The 22,949-nt window shown below is 72.9% G+C and carries 22 protein-coding genes; 16 read left to right on the top strand and 6 right to left on the bottom strand.

Annotated elements, in window-relative coordinates:
- Window positions 1–53 precede the first annotated feature (53 nt).
- Both QM788_RS15060 and QM788_RS15055 read right to left on the bottom strand, forming a co-directional pair.
- The gene (locus tag QM788_RS15060; protein ID WP_415662274.1) at window positions 54–3,827 is read right to left on the bottom strand and encodes a response regulator; all 3,774 of its coding nucleotides are present in this window, start codon (window positions 3,825–3,827) and stop codon (window positions 54–56) included.
- A 3-nt stretch (window positions 3,828–3,830) separates the two neighbouring features.
- The gene (locus QM788_RS15055; RefSeq protein WP_415662273.1) at window positions 3,831–4,997 is read right to left on the bottom strand and encodes a response regulator; all 1,167 of its coding nucleotides are present in this window, start codon (window positions 4,995–4,997) and stop codon (window positions 3,831–3,833) included.
- Window positions 4,998–5,071: 74 nt separating this feature from the next.
- On the opposite strand from QM788_RS15055, the gene QM788_RS15050 reads away from it, so the two are divergent.
- From QM788_RS15050 to QM788_RS15015, 8 genes are all read left to right on the top strand, one after another.
- Window positions 5,072–5,812, top strand: a complete 741-nt coding sequence (locus QM788_RS15050; RefSeq protein WP_415662272.1) for a sulfurtransferase — start codon at window positions 5,072–5,074, stop codon at window positions 5,810–5,812.
- 52 nt (window positions 5,813–5,864) lie between these two features.
- Window positions 5,865–6,821 (top strand): alpha/beta fold hydrolase, encoded by a 957-nt coding sequence (locus QM788_RS15045; RefSeq protein WP_415662271.1) that lies wholly within the window; start codon window positions 5,865–5,867, stop codon window positions 6,819–6,821.
- 25 nt (window positions 6,822–6,846) lie between these two features.
- Window positions 6,847–7,632 carry an ABC transporter substrate-binding protein gene (locus QM788_RS15040; protein WP_415662270.1) on the top strand — a complete coding sequence of 262 codons (786 nt, stop codon included), beginning with the start codon at window positions 6,847–6,849 and terminating at the stop codon, window positions 7,630–7,632.
- A gap of 240 nt (window positions 7,633–7,872) precedes the next feature.
- Entirely contained in the window at window positions 7,873–8,565 is a 693-nt protein-coding gene (locus QM788_RS15035) for an ABC transporter permease (RefSeq protein ID WP_415662269.1), read from the top strand.
- Between the two features lie 55 nt (window positions 8,566–8,620).
- Window positions 8,621–9,304, top strand: a complete 684-nt coding sequence (locus QM788_RS15030) for an ABC transporter permease (RefSeq protein WP_415662268.1) — start codon at window positions 8,621–8,623, stop codon at window positions 9,302–9,304.
- Between the two features lie 2 nt (window positions 9,305–9,306).
- Window positions 9,307–10,434, top strand: a complete 1,128-nt coding sequence (locus QM788_RS15025) for a succinylglutamate desuccinylase/aspartoacylase family protein (protein ID WP_415662267.1) — start codon at window positions 9,307–9,309, stop codon at window positions 10,432–10,434.
- 144 nt (window positions 10,435–10,578) lie between these two features.
- Window positions 10,579–11,346: an ABC transporter ATP-binding protein gene (locus tag QM788_RS15020; protein ID WP_415662266.1), complete on the top strand. Its 768-nt coding sequence runs from the start codon at window positions 10,579–10,581 to the stop codon at window positions 11,344–11,346.
- A gap of 3 nt (window positions 11,347–11,349) precedes the next feature.
- Window positions 11,350–11,718, top strand: a complete 369-nt coding sequence (locus tag QM788_RS15015; RefSeq protein ID WP_415662265.1) for a YbaN family protein — start codon at window positions 11,350–11,352, stop codon at window positions 11,716–11,718.
- Between the two features lie 19 nt (window positions 11,719–11,737).
- On the opposite strand, the gene QM788_RS15010 is transcribed toward QM788_RS15015, so the two are convergent.
- The 3 genes from QM788_RS15010 to QM788_RS15000 form a co-directional block, all read right to left on the bottom strand.
- A complete protein-coding gene (locus tag QM788_RS15010) occupies window positions 11,738–12,316 on the bottom strand; it encodes an isochorismatase family protein (protein ID WP_415662264.1) in 579 nt (192 codons plus the stop codon).
- Window positions 12,313–14,352 carry a M3 family metallopeptidase gene (locus QM788_RS15005; RefSeq protein ID WP_415662263.1) on the bottom strand — a complete coding sequence of 680 codons (2,040 nt, stop codon included), beginning with the start codon at window positions 14,350–14,352 and terminating at the stop codon, window positions 12,313–12,315. The genes QM788_RS15010 and QM788_RS15005 overlap by 4 nt, the downstream gene beginning before the upstream one ends.
- 80 nt (window positions 14,353–14,432) lie before the next feature.
- On the bottom strand, window positions 14,433–15,122 hold the full coding sequence (locus tag QM788_RS15000; RefSeq protein ID WP_415662262.1) for a hypothetical protein: 690 nt from the start codon (window positions 15,120–15,122) through the stop codon (window positions 14,433–14,435).
- Window positions 15,123–15,231: 109 nt separating this feature from the next.
- Between QM788_RS15000 and QM788_RS14995 the strand changes: the two genes are divergently transcribed.
- The 3 genes from QM788_RS14995 to argG are packed head-to-tail and all read left to right on the top strand — an operon-like array spanning window position 15,232 to window position 17,386.
- Window positions 15,232–15,792, top strand: coding sequence for a YaeQ family protein (locus QM788_RS14995; RefSeq protein ID WP_415662261.1), 561 nt, complete (start codon window positions 15,232–15,234; stop codon window positions 15,790–15,792).
- Entirely contained in the window at window positions 15,789–16,055 is a 267-nt protein-coding gene (locus tag QM788_RS14990; RefSeq protein ID WP_415662260.1) for a GNAT family N-acetyltransferase, read from the top strand. The genes QM788_RS14995 and QM788_RS14990 overlap by 4 nt, the downstream gene beginning before the upstream one ends.
- A 14-nt stretch (window positions 16,056–16,069) precedes the next feature.
- Entirely contained in the window at window positions 16,070–17,386 is a 1,317-nt protein-coding gene (gene argG, locus QM788_RS14985) for an argininosuccinate synthase (RefSeq protein WP_415662259.1), read from the top strand.
- Between the two features lie 10 nt (window positions 17,387–17,396).
- Here the strand turns inward: argG and murB are convergent, their stop codons facing one another.
- Window positions 17,397–18,467 carry a UDP-N-acetylmuramate dehydrogenase gene (murB, locus tag QM788_RS14980; RefSeq protein ID WP_415662258.1) on the bottom strand — a complete coding sequence of 357 codons (1,071 nt, stop codon included), beginning with the start codon at window positions 18,465–18,467 and terminating at the stop codon, window positions 17,397–17,399.
- A 37-nt stretch (window positions 18,468–18,504) separates the two neighbouring features.
- Between murB and QM788_RS14975 the strand changes: the two genes are divergently transcribed.
- The 5 genes from QM788_RS14975 (at window position 18,505) to QM788_RS14955 (ending at window position 22,844) form a co-directional block, all read left to right on the top strand.
- Window positions 18,505–18,993, top strand: a complete 489-nt coding sequence (locus QM788_RS14975) for a YajQ family cyclic di-GMP-binding protein (protein WP_415662257.1) — start codon at window positions 18,505–18,507, stop codon at window positions 18,991–18,993.
- Between the two features lie 2 nt (window positions 18,994–18,995).
- Window positions 18,996–19,646: a TIGR02281 family clan AA aspartic protease gene (locus QM788_RS14970; RefSeq protein WP_415662256.1), complete on the top strand. Its 651-nt coding sequence runs from the start codon at window positions 18,996–18,998 to the stop codon at window positions 19,644–19,646.
- A gap of 89 nt (window positions 19,647–19,735) precedes the next feature.
- Window positions 19,736–20,935 carry an acyl-CoA dehydrogenase family protein gene (locus tag QM788_RS14965; protein WP_415662255.1) on the top strand — a complete coding sequence of 400 codons (1,200 nt, stop codon included), beginning with the start codon at window positions 19,736–19,738 and terminating at the stop codon, window positions 20,933–20,935.
- Window positions 20,936–20,950: 15 nt separating this feature from the next.
- Window positions 20,951–22,078 (top strand): acyl-CoA dehydrogenase family protein, encoded by a 1,128-nt coding sequence (locus QM788_RS14960; RefSeq protein WP_415662254.1) that lies wholly within the window; start codon window positions 20,951–20,953, stop codon window positions 22,076–22,078.
- Window positions 22,079–22,127: 49 nt separating this feature from the next.
- Window positions 22,128–22,844, top strand: coding sequence for a pseudouridine synthase (locus QM788_RS14955; protein ID WP_415662994.1), 717 nt, complete (start codon window positions 22,128–22,130; stop codon window positions 22,842–22,844).
- Window positions 22,845–22,949: the final 105 nt, after the last annotated feature.

Below are 22,949 nucleotides of genomic sequence, written 5' to 3'. Positions count from 1 at the left end.
GTATGCATGCCCACGCGGGCGACGGCCGGGACAGGCCCCGGCAATGGGCGGCGTCAACGCGGCGGCGGCCCGCTCTCGCGCTCGGCGAGCTGGCGCAGCAGCGCGTCGCAGGCCGTCAGCGCGCCGGCGAAGTCCAGCCGCGCGACGGCGGCGGCCAGCGCCTCCCGCGCCGCGGGCGCCAGCGCATCCACCTGGGCGCCCAGCTGCTCGCACACCGCGACGGCGCGCATATTGCGTTCGGCCAGCAGCTGGCGGAGCTGGCGCAGCAGGTCCGGCGGCGCCGGCGCGGCCGGCGTCGTGGCGGGGACCGGCGCCGGCCCGGCCGGCAGCGCCGCCAGCGTTTCGTCCAGCAGGCGCTGCAGCGCGTCCGCGTCCACGGCCTGCACGCGGCCGGCTTGCGGCCCGGCGCGCAGGCCCTGCTCCTGTCGCCCGGCCAGGTCGGCCAGCGCCGGGGCGCCGACCGCGCCGGCCAGCCCGCGCAGCGTGTGCAGCACGCGGGCGGCCTCCGGCACGCTGCCCTGGCGCAGATGGCGGCGCAGCGCGGCCAGCTCGGCCGGCGCGTCCTGCACGAAGGCCGCCGCCAGCCGGTCGTACAGCGTCTGGCGCCCGCCCAGCCGGCGCAGCGCGGCGTCGCGGTCCAGCAGCGGTGGCGGCGCGCCATCGCCACCGGCCGCGGTGGCCGCGGCGGCCTCCGCCGGGCCGGCATGCCGGCGCAGGCTGGCCACCAGCTGCGCCAGGTCCACCGGCTTGGCCACGTGGTCGCACATGCCGGCGGCCAGGCAGGCCTGGCGGTCGGCGTCCATCGCATTGGCGGTCATCGCGATGATCCGGCTCGCGGGCCGCCGCTGGAGGATGCGCTGCGCGGCCTCGAAGCCGTCGAGGTCGGGCATCTGCAGGTCCATCAGGATGGCGTCGAACGGCGGCTCGGCGGCCAGCGCCAGGTGCACGCCCTCGACGCCGCCGCCGGCCAGCGTGACGGCGGCGCCCTCGCCGGCCAGCAGCTCCTGCGCCACCTGCCGGTTGAAGCCGTTGTCCTCGACCACCAGCAGCCGCAGGCCGGCCAGCCGCGGCTCGCCACCCGGCGCGCGGCGGCGCGGCGCGGCGCCGGTGGCCTCGGCCACGGCGTCCTGCAGCATGGAGGCGGTGACCGGCTTGACCAGGTAACCGCCCAGGCTGGCGACCTCCTGCTCGCTGCGCCCGGCCAGCAGTTCGCGGCCGTGGGCCGTGACCATGATGATGACCGGCGCGTCGGACGCGTGGCTGGCGCGGATGCGGCGCGAGGTCTCCCAGCCGTCCAGCCCCGGCATGCGCCAGTCCATCAGGATCAGGCCGTAGCGCGGCGCGCCGCGTTCGGCGGCCAGGTGCACCATCGCCAGCGCCTGCTCGCCGCTGGCGGCCAGGTCGCAGTCCCAGCCCAGGCTCTCGCCGATGCCTTGCAGCACCTCGCGGGCCATGGGGTTGTCGTCGACGATCAGCACCTTCAGCCCCGGGCGCGCGGGGGCCGGCGCGGCGTCCCCGGCGGGCGACTCCGGCAGCGCCAGCTCGAAGTGGAAGCGGCTGCCCTCGCCCACCCGGCTGTCCACGCGCAGCTCGCCGCCCATCAGCGCGACCAGCCGGCGGCTGATGGCCAGGCCCAGCCCGGTGCCGCCGTAGCGGCGCGAGGTGCTCTGCTCGGCCTGGCTGAAGCCGGTGAAGATGTGCTCCAGCTTGTCCGGCGGGATGCCGATGCCGGTGTCCGCCACCTCGAAGCGGATGCGCGCGGCGCCGCGCGCCTCGCCCAGCAGCGTCAGCGCCAGCACCACCTCGCCGCGCTCGGTGAACTTCAGCGCATTGCCGGCCAGGTTCAGCAGCACCTGGCGCAGCCGCGTGGCGTCGCCCACCAGCGCCGCCGGCAGCCGCGGGTCGAGCCGGAACAGCACCTCCACCTCCTTCGCGCCGACGTTGGCCGACAGGATGACGGCCAGCTCGCGCATGAAGTCGCTCAGCACGAAGCGGTGCGGGTCCAGCTCCATCTTGCCGGCCTCGACCTTGGAGAAGTCCAGCACGTCGTTGATGACGCCCAGCAGCGCCTGCGCGGCCGTGTGGGCCTTGGCCGCGTAGTCGTGCTGGCGCGGCGTCAGCTCGGTGCGCAGCAGCAGGTTGAGCATGCCCAGCGCGCCGCTCATCGGCGTGCGGATTTCGTGGCTCATGTTGGCCAGGAAGTCGCTCTTGGCCTGGCTGGCCGCCTCGGCCGCGACGCGGGCGCGCACCAGCTCCACCTCGGCGCGGTGGCGCTCGGTCACGTCGATCAGCATCTGCACCACGCTGACCAGCCGGCCGCGCCGGTCGCGGATGGCGCTGGCGCTGCCGTCCACGAACAGCTCGCCGCCGCCCGGCAGCGCGAAGCCGCGCTCGAAGCGCACATGCGCCAGCCGCCCCGCCGCCAGCCGCGCCAGCTCGCCGCCCGGCAGCCGGCCGGGGCGGAAGTCCGGCAGGTCGGCCAGCCGGCCGCCGCGCAGCTCGTCGGCGCTGCGGCACAGCATCGCGGTCAGGGCCTGGTTCACGTCCAGCACCAGGCCCTGCGCGTCGCACAGCGCGATGCCCACCTGCGCGCGCTCGAACACGCCGCGAAAGCGCTGCTCGCTGTCGTGCAGCGCCTGCGTGCGCTGCGCCACGCGCGCCTCCAGCTGCTGCTTCTCGACGACCAACTGCTCCGTCATCCGGTTGAAGCCGCGCGCCAGCGCGCGGAACTCGGCGAAGCCGCGTTCCGGCGCCCGCTCCTCCAGCTTGCCGTCGGCGATGCGCGCGACCGCGCGGGCGAGCGCCCGCACCGGCCGCACCAGCCGGCGGCCCAGCAGCAGCGCCAGCCCGAGCGACAGCAGCAGCGCGAAGACCAGCGCCAGCAGCAGCCGGTCGCGCAGCGCGCGGACCGGCGCGAAGGCCTCGTCGGCATCGACGCTGACGGCCAGCCCCCAGCCCAGTTCCGGCAACGGCTGCCAGGCCGACAGCAGCGCCACGCCGCCGTCCGCCGCCGGCCCGCTGCCGCGCTCGCCGCGCAGGCCGCGCAGCGCGGGCGAGCCGTCGGCCGGCGCCCCCGCCGGCGCGCGCCGGGTGGCGTTGACGAGCACCGCGCGGCCGCCCTCGTGCCGCGCCAGCGCGATCTCGCCGGTCCGCAGCAGGCCCGGCCGGCCGCTGGCCATGCGCAGCAGCTGCTGCGGGTCCAGCTGCAGCATGACGCTGCCCAGCACCCGCTCGCCATCGGCCACCGCATGCACGACGAACAGCGACAGCGGCTGCCGGCCCGCCACCAGCACGGCCGGCGCGGCCGGCCGGCCGAGCGCGCGGCGGTGCGCGTCCGGCAGGCCCGCGCCGGCGAAGGCGCCTCCGTCCAGTCCGGCGCCCGCCGGCAGCGGCCGCAGCGCGAAGCCGATGCGGCCGTCCGGCCGCACCAGCAGCAGGTTCAGGTATTTGCCGGTGCCGCCCAGCCGCTCGTAGAACGCGCGGCTGGCGGCCGGCGGCGGCGGGCCCGCGCCGTCGCGCGGCCCGGCCAGCAGCGCGCGCGTGTCGCCGGCCTGCGCCGCGAGCTGCGCGTCCAGCCGCACGTCGTCGAGGTAGGCGCCGATCTCGTCGACCTTCTTGCCCGCCACGGCCGCCAGCCCGTCGGCCACGCTCGCGCGCAGGCTGCGTTCGAAGCTGCCGAGCTGCCACAGCCCCACGGCGCCCAGCGGCAGCATGGACAGCAGCACGAAGCCCAGCAGCAGCGCCGGGCCGATGCGCCAGGCCCCGCGCGCCGGCCCGCCGGCCGCCGCCGGGGCGGGCGGCGCGGCGGCGCCGGCCGGGGCTTGCATGAGCTAGCGCGCCGCGCGGCGCGCCTCGGGCGAGATCATCGGCAGCGTCAGCCGCACCGTCGTGCCCAGGCCGGGCGTGGACTCGACCTGGATGTCGCCGCCGAGCGCGAAGGTGACGAGGTTGCGCACGATGTACAGCCCGGGCTCGCTGCGGTGCGGGCCGAAGCGGGTGGAGAAGAAGGGGTCGAACACCCGGCCCAGCATGCCCGGCGCGATGCCCACGCCGTGGTCCTGCACGGTGATGACGAGCTGGTCCGCGCCCAGCGGCCGCACGCGGATGTGCACCTCGCCGCCGGCCTCGCGGTAGGCGTGCTTGACGGCGTTCTGGATCAGCGTCGTCAGCACCTTGCCGAGCGCGCCGCGGAAGCTCAGCAGGTGCAGGTCGTCGCCGGCATCCAGCTCGCAGCGCACCTGGTGCGCCTCCAGCGCGCCGGCCAGGCCGGCCACCACCTCGTGCACCAGTTCGAGCAGCGAGAAGCTGCGGCGCTGGTCGCCGAAGTTGTCGGCGGTGGACTGCAGGAAGGTGTCGACGATGGACAGCGTGCGCTGCAGGTTGGACAGCACCAGCGCCACGCTCTCCTCGCTGACGCGCAGGTGCCGCTCCAGGTCGCTGCGCCGCAGCGCGCCGGCCTGCGACTGCGCGCTCAGGTGCGCCAGGTCGTCCTGCAGCGTGCAGGCGGAGATCAGCGCGTTGCCCAGCGGCGAGGACAGCTCCTGCGCGATGCCCGAGATCGTGCGCCCCACCGAGGCCAGCCGGTCGCGCTGGAACAGCTCGATCTGCGAGCGCGCGAAGCTCTCGGAGGCGAGCTTGAGCGCCAGCTGCGTGCGCACCCGCGCCTTCACGACGACGTCCACGAAGGGCTTGGGGATGTAGTCCACCGCGCCGTGCGCGAAGCCCTCGGCCTCGTCGTCGGCACCGCCCTGCACGGTGACGAAGATGACGGGGATGCCGCGGGTGCGCGGGTCGGCCTTGAGCCGGTCGCAGACCTCGTAGCCGCTCATGCCGGGCATCAGCACGTCGAGCAGGATCAGGTCGGGCAGCTGCTCGGCGCAGAAGGCCAGCGCCTCCGCGCCGCTGGTGGCCAGCGACACCTCGCATTCGTCCACCAGGAGCTGGTACAGCGCGTGGATGTTGCTCGGTTGGTCGTCGACGACGAGGATCAGCGGCATGGCGGCGCAGGATAACCGACGGCCGCGCGCGGCACCCGGCGTGCCGCCCTGCGGACGCGATAATCCGCGCCCTCATGCAGCCCGGCCCCATCCTCAACATCTCCTGCTACCTGTTCGTGCCGCTGGCCGACCCGGCGGCGCTGCGCGACCGGCTGCACGCCCGGGCCGAGGCGCTCGACCTGAAGGGCACGGTGCTGATCGCCGGGGAAGGCATCAACCTGTTCCTGGCCGGCCCGGCGGACGCGGTGCGCGCCTGGGTCGCCGAACTGCGCGCCGACGCCCGGCTGCAGGCGCTGGCGCCCAAGGAAAGCTGGAGCGCCACCCAGCCCTTCCGGCGGCTGAAGGTCAAGGTCAAGCCCGAGATCATCCGCATGAACCGCCCCGCCGTGCGGCCCGACCAGGCGCCCCGCGCGCCGGCCCTGGCGCCCGCCACGCTGGCCCGCTGGCTGGACCAGGGGCATGACGACGAGGGCCGCGAGCTCGTCATGCTGGACACGCGCAACGGCTTCGAGGTGGACCACGGCGCCTTCGCCGGCGCCGTCGACTGGCGGCTGCGCCGGTTCAGCGACTTCCCCGCCGCGCTGGAGGCGCACCGGGCCGAACTGGCCGGCAAGACCGTGGTGAGCTACTGCACCGGCGGCATCCGCTGCGAGAAGGCGGCGATGGTGCTGGAAGCCGCGGGCCTGCGGGCCTGGCAGCTGGACGGCGGCATCCTGAAGTACTTCGAGGACACCGATGGCCGGCACTACCGCGGCAACTGCTTCGTGTTCGACGAGCGCGAGGCGCTGGCGCCGGACCTGAGCCCCGCCGCGTGACCCTAAGTGGCATGAACCCGGCCCGCATCCCGCCGGGGCGAAGGGGGCCGCCATGAGCTTCGGCGACACGGTGCTGCGCGCCGCCGGCCTGCTGCTGATGCTGGCCGCGCTGGCCTTCGCCGCCGGCAAGGCGCCGGACCGCCCGCTGGACAGCCTGCTGCCGCGCTGGGCGCCGCCGCCGTCGGACTTCCTGGAGCTGGACGGCCAGCTGGTGCATGTCCGCGACCAGGGTCCGGCCAGCGACCCGCTGCCGCTGGTGCTGATCCACGGCACCAGCGCCAGCCTGCACACCTGGGAGGGCTGGGCCGGCGAGCTGGCGCGCACGCGCCGCGTCATCAGCTTCGACCTGCCGGGCTTCGGCCTGACCGGGCCGAGCGCCGACGGCGACTACCGCGATGTCCGCTACGTCGCCTTCGTGCGCGCGCTGCTGGCGCGGCTGGGCGTGGGCCGGGCCATCGTCGCGGGCAACTCGCTGGGCGGCGGCATCGCCTGGCAGCTGGCGCTGGCCGACCCGGCGCGCGTGGCCGGGCTGGTGCTGGTGGACGCCGCGGGCCACCAGGCCGAGCCCGAGGCCGAGGCCGTGCCGCTGGTCTGGCGGCTCGCGCGCCTGCCGGTGCTGCGCGAGGGCCTGCGCTGGGTGCTGCCGCGCCGCGCCGTCGAGGACGGCGTGCGCAGCGTCTACGGCGACCCCGGCCGCGTCGACGCCGCGCTGGTGGACCGCTACTACGAGCTGGCGCTGCGCGAGGGCAACCGCGCCGCGCTGATGCGACGCCTGGACCAGCTCGCGCCCGGGCCGGTGGCGCGGCTGGGCGAGATCCGGGTGCCCACGCTGATCCTGTGGGGCGGCCGCGACCGCCTCATCCCGCCGCGCTGGGCCCAGGCCTTCCACCAGGCGCTGCCGGGCAGCCGGCTGGTGGTGTTCCCGCAGCTCGGCCATGTGCCGCAGGAGGAAGACCCGGCTGCTACCCTTGCGGCCTTGCGCGGCTGGCTGCCCGAAGTCGCGCGCTGAACCCGTCCCACCCCAGAGGTCCGACATGAAGAAGAACGTCCTGTTTGCACTGACCGCGCTGTCCCTCGCCGCCTCGCTGGCGCAGGCCCAGGCGCCCGAGTGGAAGAAGCTGCGCATCGGCGTCGAAGGCGCCTACCCGCCGTTCTCCGAGATCGGCCCCGACGGCAAGCTCAAGGGCTTCGAGATCGAGCTGCTGCAGGCCTACTGCGCCGAGATGAAGGCCCAATGCACGCTGGTGCAGCAGGACTTCGACGGCCTGATCCCGGCGCTGCAGTCGCGCAAGGTGGACGCCATCTTCGCCAGCGTCGCCATCACCGAGGAGCGCCGGCGCGTCATCGGCTTCTCCAAGCCCTACTACAACACGCCGGCGCGGCTGGTGGCCAAGGCCGGCGCGAAGCTGGAGCCCAGCGCCGCCGGCCTGAAGGGCAAGAAGATCGGCGTGCAGCGCGGCACGACGCACGAGGCCTACGCGGACGCCACCTTCAAGCAGAGCGAGATCGTGCGCTACGGCAGCCAGGACCAGGTGTTCCTGGACCTCAAGAGCGGCCGCATCGACGCCACGCTGATGGACTCGCCGGCCGCCGACTTCGGCTTCCTGAAGAAGCCCGAGGGCAAGGGCTTCGCGTTCGCCAGCGGCCCGATCAACGACGACAAGATCTTCGGCGTCGGCTCGGGCGTGGGCATGCGCAAGGCGGACGAGGCGACGCTGGGCCGGAAGTTCGATGCCGCCATCGACGCGCTGCGGGCCAACGGCACGTTCAAGAAGCTGGCCGGCAAGTATTTCGATTACGACATCGCGCCGCTGAAATGAGGCCCCTCGCCCAGCCTCGCGTCGCTGAACGCGAGCGAATCTGGTCGGTCTTGCAGACCGCGCAGCGGGCCACCAGCCCGCTGCCCTTCGGCAGGCACGGCGAGCCCACCGGGCTCACCGTGTCCGGCCTCAGCCCCCTGGGGGACGGCGATGCGCGCGGCATGGAGCCGCGCGCACATCGCCTGCGGGCCGGCTTGGGAGCGGCCCGGCGCCAGTCCGCCGCTAGCGCGTGACATCGGTATGCTGCTGCACGGTTTCCTCCCCAGCCTGCTCGAAGGCGCGGCCGTCACGCTGGCGGTGGCGCTGTCGTCGCTGGCGGTCGCCGCGGCGCTGGGCCTGGCCGGCGCGCTGGCCAAGCTGTCGCGCTCGCGCGTCGCCCGGGGCCTGGCCGGCGTCTACACGACGCTGATCCGCGGCGTGCCCGACCTGCTGCTGATGCTGCTGATCTTCTACGGCGGCCAGCTGGCGGTGAACACCGTGGCGCCGATGCTGGGCCACGAGGACTACATCGACATCGACCCCTTCGTGGCCGGCGTGCTGACCATCGGCTTCATCTTCGGCGCCTACCTGACCGAGGCCTTCCGCGGCGCCTTCCTGGCCGTGCCGCCGGGCCAGCGCGAGGCGGGCCTGGCCTATGGCATGAGCCCGCGCCGGGTGCTGTGGCGCATCACCGCGCCGCAGATGCTGCGCCACGCGCTGCCGGGGCTGTCCAACAACTGGCTGGTGCTGATCAAGAGCACGGCCATCGTCTCGGTGATCGGCCTGTCGGACCTGATGACGCGCGGCCAGCAGGCCGCCGGCACCACGCGCGAGCCCTTCAGCTTCTACCTCGCCGTGGCGCTGATCTACCTGGCCTTCACCAGCCTGTCCGAGCTGGGCTTCAACTGGGCGAGAAAGCGCCTGGCCATCGGCGTGCGGGAAGGGGCGCTGTGAGCCCCGCCCGGCCGCCCGAAGCCGCCTGCCAGCGCGCCGCACGAGGGGCGAACCCATGAACTTCGACGCCATCGCCGAGAACTTCCCGATGTACCTGGCGGGCTTGCTCGTCACGCTGAAGCTGCTGCTGTCGCTCGGCTGCGGGCTGGCGCTGGCGCTGCCGCTGGCCGTGGTGCGCACCGTCTCCCGCGGGCTGGCGTCGCGCCTGGTCTGGGCCTACACCTATGTGTTCCGCGGCACGCCGATGCTGGTGCAGCTGTTCCTCGTCTACTACGGCCTGGCGCAGTTCGACGCGGTGCGCGAGAGCGTCGCCTGGCCCTGGCTGTCGTCCGCCACCTTCTGCGCCTGGCTGACCTTCACGCTGAACACGGCGGCCTACACGACCGAGATCATCGCCGGCAGCATCCGCGCGCTGCCCGCGGGCGAGATCGAGGCCGCCAAGGCGCTCGGCATGGGCCGGGCGCTGATGCTGCGCCGCATCGTGCTGCCCGCCGCGCTGCGCCGCGCGCTGCCGGCCTACGGCAACGAGGCCATCTTCATGCTGCACGGCACCTCGCTGGCCAGCATCGTCACGCTGCTGGACCTGACCGGCGCCGCCCGCGCCATCAACGCCAAGTACTACCTGCCGTTCGAGGCCTTCATCACGGCCGGCGCCTTCTACTTCGTGCTGACCCTCGGCCTGGTCGGCCTGTTCCGCTGGGCCGAGCAGCGCTGGCTGAAACCGATGATGAACCGTTGACCATGCAAACCGTCCGCCACGCCCTCCTCTCCCCCGCCCCCGGCACGCAGCGCGAGCTGGTGTCGCTGCACTACGGCCCCGAGGCCCGCGCCAGCGGCGGCCAGAAGGCCTACATCCAGGCCTCGCTGCACGCCGACGAGCTGCCCGGCATGCTGGCCGCCCACCACCTGCGCCGGCGGCTGGACGCGCTGGACGCGGCCGGCCAGATCACCGGCGAGATCGTCCTCGTGCCGATGGCCAACCCCATCGGCCTGGCCCAGCACCTGCTGCACATGCACGAGGGCCGCTTCGAGCTGACGACCGGCGAGAACTTCAACCGCCACTACCCCGAGCAGACCGAGGCCGTCGCCGACGCCGTCGAGGCGCAGCTCGGCGCGGACGCCGCCGCCAACGTCGCCACGCTGCGCCGCGCGCTGAAGGCGGCCGTGGCCGCCTCGCCCGCCACCACCGAGCTGCAGTCGCTGCGCCGCACGCTGCTGGGCCTGTCCTGCGACGCCGACATCGTGCTCGACCTGCACTGCGACGCCCAGGCGCTGCTGCACCTCTACACCGAGACGCCCTGCTGGCCCGACTGCGAGCCGCTGGCGCGCTTCCTCGGCGCGCGGCTGACGCTGACCGCGCAGGAGTCCGGCGACAGCCCCTTCGACGAGGCCTGCTCCCAGGTCTGGTGGAAATGGGCGCGGCGCTTCGCCGGCCGCTTCCCGGTGCCGCAGGCCTGTCTGTCCGTCACCGTCGAGCTGCGCGGCGCGGCCGACGTGACGCACGAGCTGGCCGAGGCCGACGCTGACCGCCTCATCGACTTCCTGCGCTGGCGCGGCCTGATCGCCGGCGACCGGCCCGCGCTGCCCGAGCCGCAGGGCGACGCCCGCCCGCTGGCCGGCAGCATGCCCATCACCGCGCCGGTGGCCGGGGTGCTGACCTTCGTGAAGGAAGTCGGCGCCGAGGTCGAGGCCGGCGAGGTGCTGGCCCAGGTCATCGACCCCATCACGGCCCAAGTCACCGAACTGAAGAGCCCCGTGGACGGCCTGCTGTTCGCGCGCGACTTCCTGCGCTTCGCCTATGCCGGCATGCGCGTCGCCAAGGTCGCCGGCCGCGAAGCGACGCGCACCGGCAAGTTGCTTGGGGCGTGAGATGAGGCCCCTCGCCCATTCCGGCCCCGCTGAACGCGGGCCGGACTGGCCGGTCCCCCGAGGGTGCGGCGATGCGAGCGGGGTGTGCCCCGCTCGCACATCGCCTGCGGCCCGGCGCTCGGCCCGCAAAGAGACACTGACGACATGACCATCCAACTCCAGGCCACCAACATCCACAAGCGCTTCGGCGAGCGCGAGGTGCTCAAGGGCATCTCGCTGGCCGCGACGCGCGGCGACGTCGTCACGCTGATCGGCTCGTCGGGCTCGGGCAAGAGCACCTTCCTGCGCTGCCTGAACCTGCTGGAACAGCCGCACGAGGGCGAGCTCGCGCTGGGCGGCGAGGCGCTGAAGCTCGTGCGCGACCGCGACGGCAGCCTGAAGGCGGCCGACGCGAAGCAGCTGCAGCGCTGGCGCGCGCGGCTGGCGATGGTGTTCCAGAACTTCAACCTGTGGGCGCACATGACGGTGCTGGAGAACGTCATCGAGGCGCCCGTGCACGTGCTGGGCCGGCCGCGGGCCGAGGCCGTCGAGCGCGCGCAGGCGCTGCTGGCGCGCGTCGGCGTCGCGCACCGCGCCCACGTCCACCCGGCGCAGCTGTCGGGCGGCGAGCAGCAGCGCGTCGCCATCGCCCGTGCGCTGGCGGTGGACCCGGAGGTCATGCTGTTCGACGAGCCCACGTCGGCGCTGGACCCGGAGCTGGTCGGCGAGGTGCTCAAGGTCATGCGCGACCTCGCCGCCGAGGGCCGCACCATGGTCGTCGTCACGCACGAGATGGGCTTCGCGCGCGAGGTGTCCAACCACTGCCTGTTCCTGCACCAGGGCAAGGTCGAGGAAGAAGGCAACCCGAAAGAGATGCTGCTGCGCCCGCAGTGCGAGCGCCTCCAGCAGTTCCTCAGCGGTGGATTGAAGTAGCCCATGCGCCAAACCGCGACCCGGCTGCTCTGGCGTGCCGTGGCGCTGCTGAGCGTCGCGCTGGCGCTGCTCGGCGTGCTGCTGCCGGGGTTGCCGACGGTGCCTTTTTTGCTGCTGGCCGCCTGGGCGGGCGGCAAGGGCTGGCCGGCGCTGGAGGCCTGGCTGCTGAACCACCCGACGCATGGCGACACCATCCGCCGCTGGCGCGAGCGCGGCGCGGTGCCGCGTCGGGCCAAGTGGCTGGCCACGGTGATGATGGGCTGCAGCGCCGTCGTGCTGGCGCTGTCGCCGCTGCCGCTGGCCGCCAGGATCGCGCTGCCGGCGCTGATGGCCGGCGTGGCGGTCTGGCTCTGGCGGCGGCCGGAAGCCTAGGCACGTGCCGGGCCGCGCGTCAGCCGGCCGACTTGACGAGCGCCAGCACCTCGCGGAAACGCGGATGCCGGCAGTCGTCCAGCCATTCGAACAGCACCATCTCGTGCGTCACGATGCCGGCGCCGGCCCACGCCAGCCGGGCCATCGCCGCCGCAGGGTCGCCGGCACGGCGCGACCCGCTGGCATTGGCGACCACCCAGACCCGCTTGCCGGCGCGCAGCAGCCCGAGCGCCGTCTGCATCATGCAGACATGGGCCTCGCAGCCGGCGATGACGATCTCGCCGCAGCCCGGCTTCGCGGCGTCCAGCGCGGCCAGCAGGCCATCGGCGCAGGCGTCGAAATGCGTCTTGGCGAGGACGCTGTCGCATTCGGCCCGCAGCGGCGCCACGGTCGGCCCCAGGCCCGCCGGGTTCTGCTCCGTGCCGAGCACCGGGATCCCGAGCAGGCGCGCGGCCCGCGCCAGCAGCACCGCATGGGCCGCCACGGCCGCCGCGTCATGGATGGCCGGCATCAGGCGCGCCTGGTAGTCCACCAGCACCAGCGCGCTGGCGTCCGCGTCGATGGCCCCCGCCTTGGGGCGGCCCGGCGCGGTGCTCATGCCAGCAGCCCCCGGTCCTTCAGCATGGGCTCCACGACCGGATCCCGCCCCCGGAAGCGCCGGAATGCCTCGCCGGGCTCGACGCTGTTGCCCACCGACAGGATGCACTCGCGCAGCCGCGCCGCGACGGCCGGGTCGAAGGGGTCGCCGGCCTCGGCGAAGGCATCGAAGGCATCGCAGTCCAGCACCTCGGCCCACAGGTAGACGTAGTAGCCCGCCGCGTAGCTGGCGCTGCTGAACAGGTGCTGGAAATGCGTCAGCCGGTGGTTCATGCCCACCTCCGGCGGCAGGCCCCGGCGGGCCAGCACGTCGCGCTCGAAGGCCACCACGTCGTCCGGTGCGTCCGGCAGCGCGTGGGCGGCCATGTCGACGAGGGCGCTGGCCGTGTAGCGCAGCGTCTCGTAGCCCTGGCCGAACTGGCGCGCGGCCTGCAGCCGGGCCAGCAGCGCGTCGGGCAGCGGCTCGCCGGTCTGCCAGTGGCGGGCGAACTTTTTCAGCACCTGCGGCTCGGCCATCCAGTGCTCGAAGAGCTGCGACGGCAGCTCGACGAAGTCGCGCAGCACCTGCGTGCCGGCCAGGCGCTCATGCTCGACGCTGGACAGCAGCCCGTGCAGGCCGTGGCCGAACTCGTGGAACAGCGTGCGCACGTCGTCGAAGCTCAGCAGCGTGGGCTCGCCGGCGGCGCCGCGCGCGAAGTTGTTGTTGTTCAGGATGACCGGCGTGGCCCCGAGCGCGCGGCTCTGGTTGCGCAGCGGGTTCATCCACGCGCCGCTGCGCTTGGTCGGCCGGGCGAAGTTGTCCTGCAGGAACAGGCCGCAGCACGCGCCGTCGGCGCCGAAGACCTCCCAGGCGCGCACGTCGGCGTGGTAGCCGGCGATGTCGGGCCGGGTCTCGAAGCGCAGGCCGAACAAGCGGCTCGCGCAGTCGAACATCGCCGCCACCATGCGGTCCAGCGGGAAGTAGGGCTTGACCTCGGCCTCGTCCAGCTCGAAGCGGGCGCGCCGGGCCTGCTCGGCGTAGAAGCGCCAGTCCCAGGGCTCCAGCGCATGCGTCGCGCCGGCCGCGGCCATCGCGCCGCGCACGGCCTCGCGCTCGCGGGCCTGGGCGGCCAGCGCCGGGCGCCACACGCGCTCCAGCAGGTCCATGACGGCGCCCTGGTGGCGGGCCATGGTGTCCTCCAGCGCGAAGTCGGCATAGCAGGCATGGCCGTGCAGCCGCGCGGCTTCGGCGCGCAGCGCGAGGATCTCGCGGCACAGCGCGCGGTTGTCGGTGGCGCCGTCGCCGTCGCCCCGGCCGACCCAGGCGCGCCAGGCCTGGTCGCGCAGGTCGCGCCGGGCGCTGAAGGTCAGGAAGGGCACGATCAGCGAGCGCGACAGCGTGACGACATGGGTGCCCTCGCCCAGCCCGCGCTCCCGCGCCGCCTGGCGGGCCGCCGCGCGCAGAAAGCCCGGCAGGCCGGCCAGCTCGTCCTCGCTGTCCAGGCGCAGCTGGTAGCCGCTCTCGGCGGCCAGCACGTTCTGCGCGAAGCGCGTGTTCAGCTCGGCCAGCCGCGCCATGACGGCGGCGTAGCGCGCCCGGGCCTCGGGCGCGAGGCGGGCGCCGGCCCGCAGGAAGTCCAGGTGCACGCGCTCCAGCAGCCGCCGCGCCTCGGCCGGCAGGCCCAGGCGGTCGCGCTGCTCGAACAGTGCCTGCACGCGCGCGAACAGGCCGGCGTGCATGTAGACGGCGCTGTTGTGCGCGGCCAGCGGCGCCGCCAGCGCGCGCTGCGCGGCCTGCAGCTCGGGGGAGGTGGCCGACGCGGCCAGCGTGTGGAACAGGTGTTCGAGCCGGGTCAGCAGCCGGCCGCTGGCATCGAACGCGGCGATGGTGTTGGCGAACGTGGGCGCCTCGGCCTGGGCGGCGATGGCGTCCACCTCGGCGCGGTGGCGGGCCAGCGCGACGTCGAAGGCGGGCTGGAAGTGCGCCGGCCGGAGGGCGGCGAAGGGCGGCAGGCCATGCGGGCCGGGCCAGTCCTGCAGCAGCGGGTTGTCGGTCATGCGCGGAAATCCTCGGAGGCAAAGCAAACGGGCCGCTTCCTTGCCGGAGGCGGCCCGTGGGGGTCAGCGGCAGGGCCGGGTCACTTGCCGGCGGAGGCGGCTGCCGCGGCCGCTGCTGCGGCGGCCTTTTCCTTGCGGATGGCCTTCTCGTCGTTCTCGTCGTAGGCCTTGTTCTGGCACTCGGCCTTCCACTTGTCGCTGGCGTCGAAGTGCTTCTCGGTGCGCTCCTCGATGGCCTTGAACTGGTCGTTCAGCGCGTCCACCTTGTCGGAGAAGGCCTTGCGCTTGGCGCCCTGCTCGGCATCGGCGGCCTTGACGGCGTCGAACAGCTTGCTGAAGCCGTTGGCGCGCGCCTGGTAGGCCTCGTTGCGGGCCTTCAGGTCTTCCTTGGACAGCTTGGGCGCCTCGGCGGTCAGCGCGGCGTGGTCGGCCAGGATGGCTTCCTTCTCGGCCTTCACGTCGCTGACCTGCTTGCCCAGCGCGGCCTCGCCGGCCTCGATCTCGACCTTCTCGGCCTTGAGCTTCTCGGCGTTGGCCTTGTAGGCGGCCTGGTCGGCCTTGATGGCCTCGGACTCCTTGCTGTTGGCCTCCTGCGCGTCGATGCAGGCGCGCAGCTCGTCGCGCGACATCAGCTTGGGCTTGGGCTTGGCCACCACCGGGTTGGCGACCCTGTTGTTCTTCGGGTCGACCTTGGCCTTGGGGTTGTTGGTGATCTGCGCCTGGGCGGAGACGGCGACGACCAGCGCCAGCGGGAGGAGGATGCGTTTCATGGCAGGAGCGCAACGCGGGTTGCGAAGGTTCGGAACGGGAGGCGAAATGATGCCACGAGGCTTCGCGCCGATAATCGCCGGCTGCCCTCCGTCTGTTACGAAGTCCTGCATGGCGCTCAAAGCCACCATCCACAAAGCCCAGCTGCAGATCGCCGACATGGACCGCCATGTCTACGGCGACCACAGCCTCACCCTCGCCCGCCACCCCAGCGAGACCGACGAACGCATGATGGTCCGCGTGCTGGCCTTCGCGCTGCACGTGCCGGCCGACGAGCTGCGCGGCCGGCTGGAGTTCACCAAGGGGCTGTCCGACGTGGACGAGCCCGAGCTGTGGCAGCTGGACCTGACCGGCGAGGTCGCGCACTGGATCGACCTGGGCCAGCCCGACGACCGCCGGCTGATGAAGGCCCACGGCCGCAGCGAGCGGGTCAGCGTCTACAGCTATGCATCCAGCACCGAGGTCTGGTGGCGCGGCCTGGCCGGCAAGCTCACGCGCGCGCCGAGGCTCGCCGTCTGGCAGATCCCGGCCGAGCAGTCGCAGGCGCTGGCCCGGCTGGCCGAGCGCAGCATGCAGCTGCAGGTCAGCATCCAGGACGGCAGCGTCTACGTGTCGACCGCGAACGCGGCGGTCGAGATCCATCCCATCGCCTTGAAGGAGGCCGCGCCATGACGCCGCAGCACGACCCCGACCACCGGCGCTTCACGCTGCCCACCACGCCCACCAGCATGCTCGACTACGAGCTGGGCAGCAGCCACGTGGTGTTCACCCACACCGTCGTCCCCGCGGCCTACCAGGGCCAGGGCCTGGCGGCCCGGCTCGTCGAAGCCGGCCTGGCCTGGGCCCGGGAGCAGGGCCTGAAGGTCGTGCCCGCGTGCAGCTACGTCAACGCCTACATCAAGCGCCACCCCGAGTGGCAGAACCTCGTCGCCTGAAGAGACCCGTCACCATGTCCACGATCCTGCAATCCGTTCCCGTCGGCCAGAAGGTCGGCATCGCCTTCTCCGGCGGCCTCGACACCTCGGCCGCGCTGCACTGGATGAAGCTCAAGGGCGCCCTGCCCTACGCCTACACCGCGAACCTGGGCCAGCCCGACGAGCCCGACTACGACGAGATCCCGCGCAAGGCCATGCTCTACGGCGCCGAGAAGGCCGTGCTGGTGGACTGCCGCGCGCAGCTGGTCGCCGAAGGGCTGGCCGCGCTGCAGGCCGGCGCCTTCCACATCAGCACCGCCGGCGTGACCTACTTCAACACCACCCCCATCGGCCGCGCCGTGACCGGCACCATGCTGGTGGCGGCGATGAAGGCCGACGGCGTCAACATCTGGGGCGACGGCTCGACCTACAAGGGCAACGACATCGAGCGCTTCTACCGCTACGGCCTGCTGACCAACCCGGCGCTGAAGATCTACAAGCCCTGGCTGGACCAGGCCTTCATCGACGAGCTGGGTGGCCGCGCCGAGATGTCCGCCTTCATGACGGAGAAGGGCTTCGCCTACAAGATGAGCGCCGAGAAGGCCTACTCCACCGACTCCAACATGCTCGGCGCCACGCACGAGGCCAAGGACCTGGAGCACCTGAACAGCGGCATCAAGATCGTCAACCCCATCATGGGCGTGGCCTTCTGGCGCGACGACGTGGCGATCCCGGCCGAGGCGGTCACGGTGCGCTTCGAGGAAGGCCTGCCCGTGGCGCTGAACGGCGTCGAGTACCGCGACCCGGTGGCGCTGCTGGCCGAGGCCAACCAGATCGGCGGCCGCCACGGCCTGGGCATGAGCGACCAGATCGAGAACCGCATCATCGAGGCCAAGAGCCGCGGCATCTACGAGGCGCCGGGCCTGGCACTGCTGCACATCGCCTACGAACGCCTGGTCACCGGCATCCACAACGAAGACACCATCGAGCTCTACCGCGACAACGGCCGCAAGCTCGGCCGCCTGCTCTACCAGGGCCGCTGGTTCGACCCGCAGGCCATCATGCTGCGCGAGACCGCGCAGCGCTGGGTGGCGCGCGCCATCACCGGCGAGGTGGCCATCGAGCTGCGCCGCGGCAACGACTACTCGCTGCTGGACACCCGCAGCCCCAACCTCACCTACGCGCCCGAGCGGCTGAGCATGGAAAAGGTGGAAGGCGCCTTCAGCCCGGCCGACCGCATCGGCCAGCTGACCATGCGCAACCTCGACATCAGCGACACGCGCGGCAAGCTGGGCGTCTACACCGGCGTGGGCCTGCTGGCCGGCGGCGGGCTGCCCAAGCTGGAAGGCTGAGCGGCGCGCCTTAAACGACCACCGGCTCCGGCTCCAGCCGGATGCCGAAGCGGCCGTAGACGCTCTCCTGGATCGCGCGTGCCAGCGTCACCACCTCGGCGCCGCGCGCGTCGCCCTTGTTGACCAGCACCAGCGCCTGCTTGTCGTACACGGCCGCGCCGCCGACGCTTTTGCCCTTCCAGCCGCAGGCGTCGATCATCCAGCCGGCCGCCAGCTTCACGCTGCCGTCGGCCATGGGGTAGTGGACGATGCCGGGGTCGCGGCCGATGATGTCGCGGCACTGCTCGGCGGTGACCACCGGGTTCTTGAAGAAGCTGCCCGCGTTGCCGATGGCGGCCGGGTCCGGCAGCTTGGCGCGGCGCACGGCCACGATCCAGTCGAAGATCTGCCGCGCGTCCGGCGCCGCGATGCCCGTCTCGGCCATCTTGCGCTCCAGCTCCAGGTAGCCCAGCACCGGCCGCCAGGGGCGCGGCAGGCGCAGCCGCACGCGGGTGATGACGCTCTTGCCCGCCAGCCCGCCGAAGCCGTCGTGCTTGAACACGCTGTCGCGGTAGCCGAAGCGGCACACCGCGGCCGGCAGCAGCGCCGGCCGGCCGGTGACGAGGTCCATCACTTCCACCGCCTCCAGCCGGTCCTTCACCTCGATGCCGTAGGCGCCGATGTTCTGCACCGGCGCGGCGCCCACGGTGCCGGGGATCAGCGCCAGGTTCTCCAGGCCCGGGTAGCCGTGGTCCAGCGTCCACTGCACCAGCGCATGCCAGGCGACGCCGGCGCCGGCCTCGACGATCCAGGCGTCCTCGCGCGCCTCCAGCAGCCGGATGCCGGGGATCTCCACCTTCAGCACGACGGCGTCCACGTCGCGGGTCAGCACGAGATTGCTGCCGCCGCCCAGCACGAACTTGGGCGCGCGGCCCAGCTCGGGGTGGTCGACGACGCGGCGCACGTCGGCCGCCTCGCGGATGCGCACCAGGCGGCGCGCGACGGCGGGCAGCGCGAAGCTGTTGTAGGGCTTGAGGTTCACGTCGGTCTCGATCACGAGGCCCGGGGCTTCGTTCGAGGGGAGGGAAAGGGCTGCAGACATGGGAAAATTTTCGCCGATTCATCTACCGGCCACTGCCATGCCCAGCTTCGACACCGTCCTCGAACCCGATCACGTCAAGATCCGCAACGGCGTGGACAACAGCATCAAGGAGATCGGCACCCGCTTCGACTTCAAGGGCACCGGCGCCAAGGTCGAGCTCAAGGACAAGGAAATCCACGCCACCGGCGACAGCGAGTTCCAGCTCGAACAGATCGAGGCCGTGCTGTACGGCAAGCTGACCAAGCAGGACGTGGTCATCAGCTTCCTCGACAAGCAGGACAAGGTCGAGAAGCTCGGCGGCGACAAGCTGCGCCAGGTCTACAAGATCAAGGAAGGCATCGAGGCCACGCTGGCCAAGAAGATCGTCGCCTCGCTGAAGGAGAGCAAGCTCAAGGTGCAGGCCAGCATCCAGGGCGACGCGGTGCGCGTGACCGGCAAGAACCGCGACGACCTGCAGGCCGCGATCGCGCACCTGAAAAAGGGCTTCAGCGACACGCCGCTGACCTACAACAACTTCCGCGACTGAAGATGGCCCGGCCGCCGCTGGTCGCCGCGCTGCTGGGCCTGGCACTGCTGCCGCCGGCCGCCCCGGCGCAGCCGGCGGTGCAGCTCAACGGCATGCTGGGCACGCGCGCGGCGCTGCTGCTCATCGACGGCGAGCCCCGCACGCTGCAGGTGGGCGCCAGCAGCGGCGGCGTGAAGCTGGTGGCGCTGGAGGCCGGCCGCGCCGTCGTCGAGGCGGGCGGGCGGCGCCAGACCCTGGTGCTGGGCGCCGCGCCCGCGCGCGTGCTCGCGGCCGGCGCGCCACCCGCGTCGCAGATCACGCTGCCCGCCGGCCCGGGCGGCCATTTCACCGCGCCGGGCGCCATCAACGGCCACGCCACCACCTTCCTGGTGGACACCGGCGCCACCACCCTCGCCATCGGCCAGGCCGAGGCCGACAAGCTCGGCCTGCGCTACCGGGACGGCCAGCGCGTCGTCGCCCATACCGCCAACGGCGCGGTGCCGGCCTCCCGGATCATGCTGGCCAGCGTGCGGGTCGGCGCCGTCGAGGTGCGGGACGTGGAGGCCGTCGTCGTTCCGGCCGCGCTCGGCCATGTGCTGCTCGGCAACAGCTTCCTGGGCCGCTTCCAGATGCGGCGCGACAACGACGTCATGACGCTGGAGCTGCGCCGCTGACGCCCGCGCGCGGCTGTCCCTCGCCGGACAGCGCAAATGCGAACGACCGTGCTAAAAATTCCGGCGTTCCCATCACGAAACGACACGACATGGACCTCAACTTCACCGAGGCCGAACTGGCCTTCCGCGCCGAGGTGCGCGAGTGGGTGCGCGCCCATCTGCCGGCCGACATCGCGCACAAGGTGCGCCACTCGCTGCGGCTGAACAAGGACGACCACCAGCGCTGGGCCAAGATCCTGGGCCAGAAGGGCTGGCACGGCTGGGGCTGGCCCAAGGAGTTCGGCGGCCCGGGCTGGAACGCCGTGCAGCGCCACCTGTTCGAGGAGGAATGCGCCCTCGCCTGCGCGCCGCGCGTCGTGCCGTTCGGCCCGGTGATGGTGGCGCCGGTGATCATGGCCTTCGGCACGCCGGAGCAGCAGCAGCGCTTCCTGCCCGGCATCATGAGCGGCGAGGTCTGGTGGAGCCAGGGCTACAGCGAGCCGGGCTCGGGCTCGGACCTGGCGTCCGTCAAGTGCCGCGCCGAGCGCCAGGGCGACAAGTACATCGTCAACGGCCAGAAGACCTGGACCACGCTGGGCCAGTACGGCGACTGGATCTTCTGCCTGGTGCGCACCTCCACGGAAGGCAAGCCGCAGACCGGCATCTCCTTCCTGCTGATCGACATGAAGTCGCCCGGCGTGACCGTCAAGCCCATCATCATGCTGGACGGCGAGCACGAGGTGAACGAGGTGTTCTTCGACAACGTCGAGGTGCCGGCCGACCAGCTCATCGGCGAGGAGAACAAGGGCTGGACCTACGCCAAGCACCTGCTGTCCCACGAGCGCACCAACATCGCCGACGTGAACCGCGCCAAGCGCGAGCTGGAGCGCCTGAAGCGCATCGCCGCCGCCGAGGGCCTGATGGACGACCAGCGCTTCCGCGACCAGATCGCGCTGTGCGAGGTGGACGTCGTCGCGCTGGAGATGATGGTGCTGCGCGTGCTGTCCGGCGAACGCACCGGCAAGCAGCCGCTGGACGTGGCCGGCCTGCTGAAGATCCGCGGCAGCGAGCTGCAGCAGCGCTACACCGAGCTGATGATGCTGGCCGGCGGCCCGCTGGCCCTGCCGCACATCCACGAGGCCATGGAGGCCGGCTGGCAGGGCGACCAGTGGCTGGGCGGCGCCTGGCTGGGCGGCGCCGGCCACGCGATCCCGGTGACCGGCAACTACCTGAACGTCCGCAAGACCACGATCTACGGCGGCTCGAACGAAGTGCAACGCAACATCGTCGCGCAGACGGTGCTGGGCTGATTGGAGACAGCGCAAATGGATTTCGATTTTTCTGAAGACCAGCAGGCCCTGCGCGACGCCGTGCGCCGCTTCGTCGACAAGGACTACGGCTTCGAGCGCCGCACGCAGATCGCCCGCGCCGGCGGTTTCGACCGCGCCGCCTGGGACGGCCTGGCCGGCCTGGGCCTGACCGCGCTGGCCGTGCCCGAGGCCCACGGCGGCCTGGGGCAAGGCGCCGTCGAGGCCATGGTGGTGATGGAGGAGCTGGGCCGCGGCCTGGTGCTGGAACCCGTGGCCCAGGGCGCGCTGATCGCGCCGGCCGTGCTGCGCCACGCGCCGGACGCGCTGCAGGCCGCCTGGCTGCCGCGCATCGCCGGCGGCGAGGCGCTGGTCGTGCTGGCCCACCAGGAGGCTCGGTCGCGCTACCGGCTGAACCAGGTCGCCACGCGCGCCGCCGACGGCAAGCTGACCGGCGTGAAGAGCCTGGTGCCAGCCGGCGACCTGGCCGATGCCTTCATCGTGCCGGCGCGCGTGTCCGGCGCCGACGACGCGGCGGACGGCATCGCCCTCTACCTCGTCGAGCGCGGCGCGGCCGGCCTGCACACCCGCGCCTACTCGCTGCACGACGGCTCGCGCGCCGCCGAGGTCCACTTCGCCGACACGCCCGCGCAGCTGATCGCCGGCCCCGGCCAGGGCTTCGCGCTGCTGGAGCTGGCCGCCGACGTCGGCATCGCCGCGCAGGCCGCCGAGGCCGTCGGCGTGATGGAGCGCTACCTGGCGCTGACCGTCGAGTACCTGAACACGCGCAAGCAGTTCGGCGTCGCCATCGCCAGCTTCCAGGCGCTGCGCCACCGCGCGGCCGACGTGAAGATGCAGCTGGAGCTGGCCCGCTCGATGAGCTACTTCGCCACGCTGCGCCTGGGCGACGCGCCCGCCGTGCGCCGCCGCGCGCTGTCGCAGGCCAAGGTGCAGCTGGGCCAGGCCATGCGCTTCGTCGGCCAGCAATGCACGCAGATGCACGGCGGCATCGGCGTGACGGACGAGTACGCCGGCAGCCACTACTTCAAGCGCCTGACCGCGATGGAGATGCAGTGGGGCGACACCCTGCACCACCTGGGCGAGGTGAGCGCGCGGATGCAGGATACGGCCGGCGTCTTCGCCTGAGGCGCCCCCGGGGCATGGGCCGGCGACAATCCGGCCCATGCCCCAACGCCTGCGACTCGACCAGATCCTTTTCTCCCAAGGCTTCGGCACCCGGCGGCTGTGCGCCGGGCTGATCGCGCACGGCGAGGTGCGCGTCGCCGGCCAGGTCGTCGACGACCCCGGGGCCGAGTTCGACACCGAGGGCCTGTGCTTCGACGTCGGCGGCCAGGCCTGGCCCTATGCCGAAAAAGCGCTCGTGATGCTGAACAAGCCCGCCGGCTACGAGTGCTCGCAGAAGCCCAAGCACCACCCCAGCGTGCTCAGCCTGCTGCCGGCGCCGCTGCGCGAGCGCGGCGTGCAGCCCATCGGCCGGCTGGACGAAGACACCACCGGCCTGCTGCTGCTGACCGATGACGGCGCGCTGATCCACAGGCTGACCTCGCCCAAGCACCACGTGCCCAAGGTCTACGAGGCGCGCTGCAAGCACCCGCTGACGCCGGCCATGGCCGAGCAGCTGCTGGCCGGCGTCGAGCTCAAGGAGCCCGAAGGCAAATACCAGCGGCCACCCGAGACCACCCGGGCCGAGGGCGCCGAGATCGTCGACGGGACGCTGCTGCGGCTGACGCTGCTGGAGGGCAAATACCACCAGGTCAAGCGCATGGTGGCGGCGGTAGGCAACCGGGTGGAGGCGCTGCACCGCTCGCGGCTGGGCGCGCTGGCGCTGCCGGCCGACCTCGTGCCCGGGCAGTGGCGCTGGGTGGACCGCGCGCTCGTGCTGGGCGGCTGAAACGGGCTTCCGGACCGGCAGGCTTCACGGTTTCCGCCGGATCATGAAGGGCCCACGGGCGGCAGGCCGCACCACCTTGGGCTAGGCTCGCGGTTCAATACCAGT

Source organism: Roseateles sp. (assembly GCF_047654785.1).
Lineage (GTDB): Bacteria > Pseudomonadota > Gammaproteobacteria > Burkholderiales > Burkholderiaceae_C > Pelomonas.
Note: the sequence above shows the minus strand (reverse complement) of the source record. Positions and strands in the feature narration are given on the sequence as shown.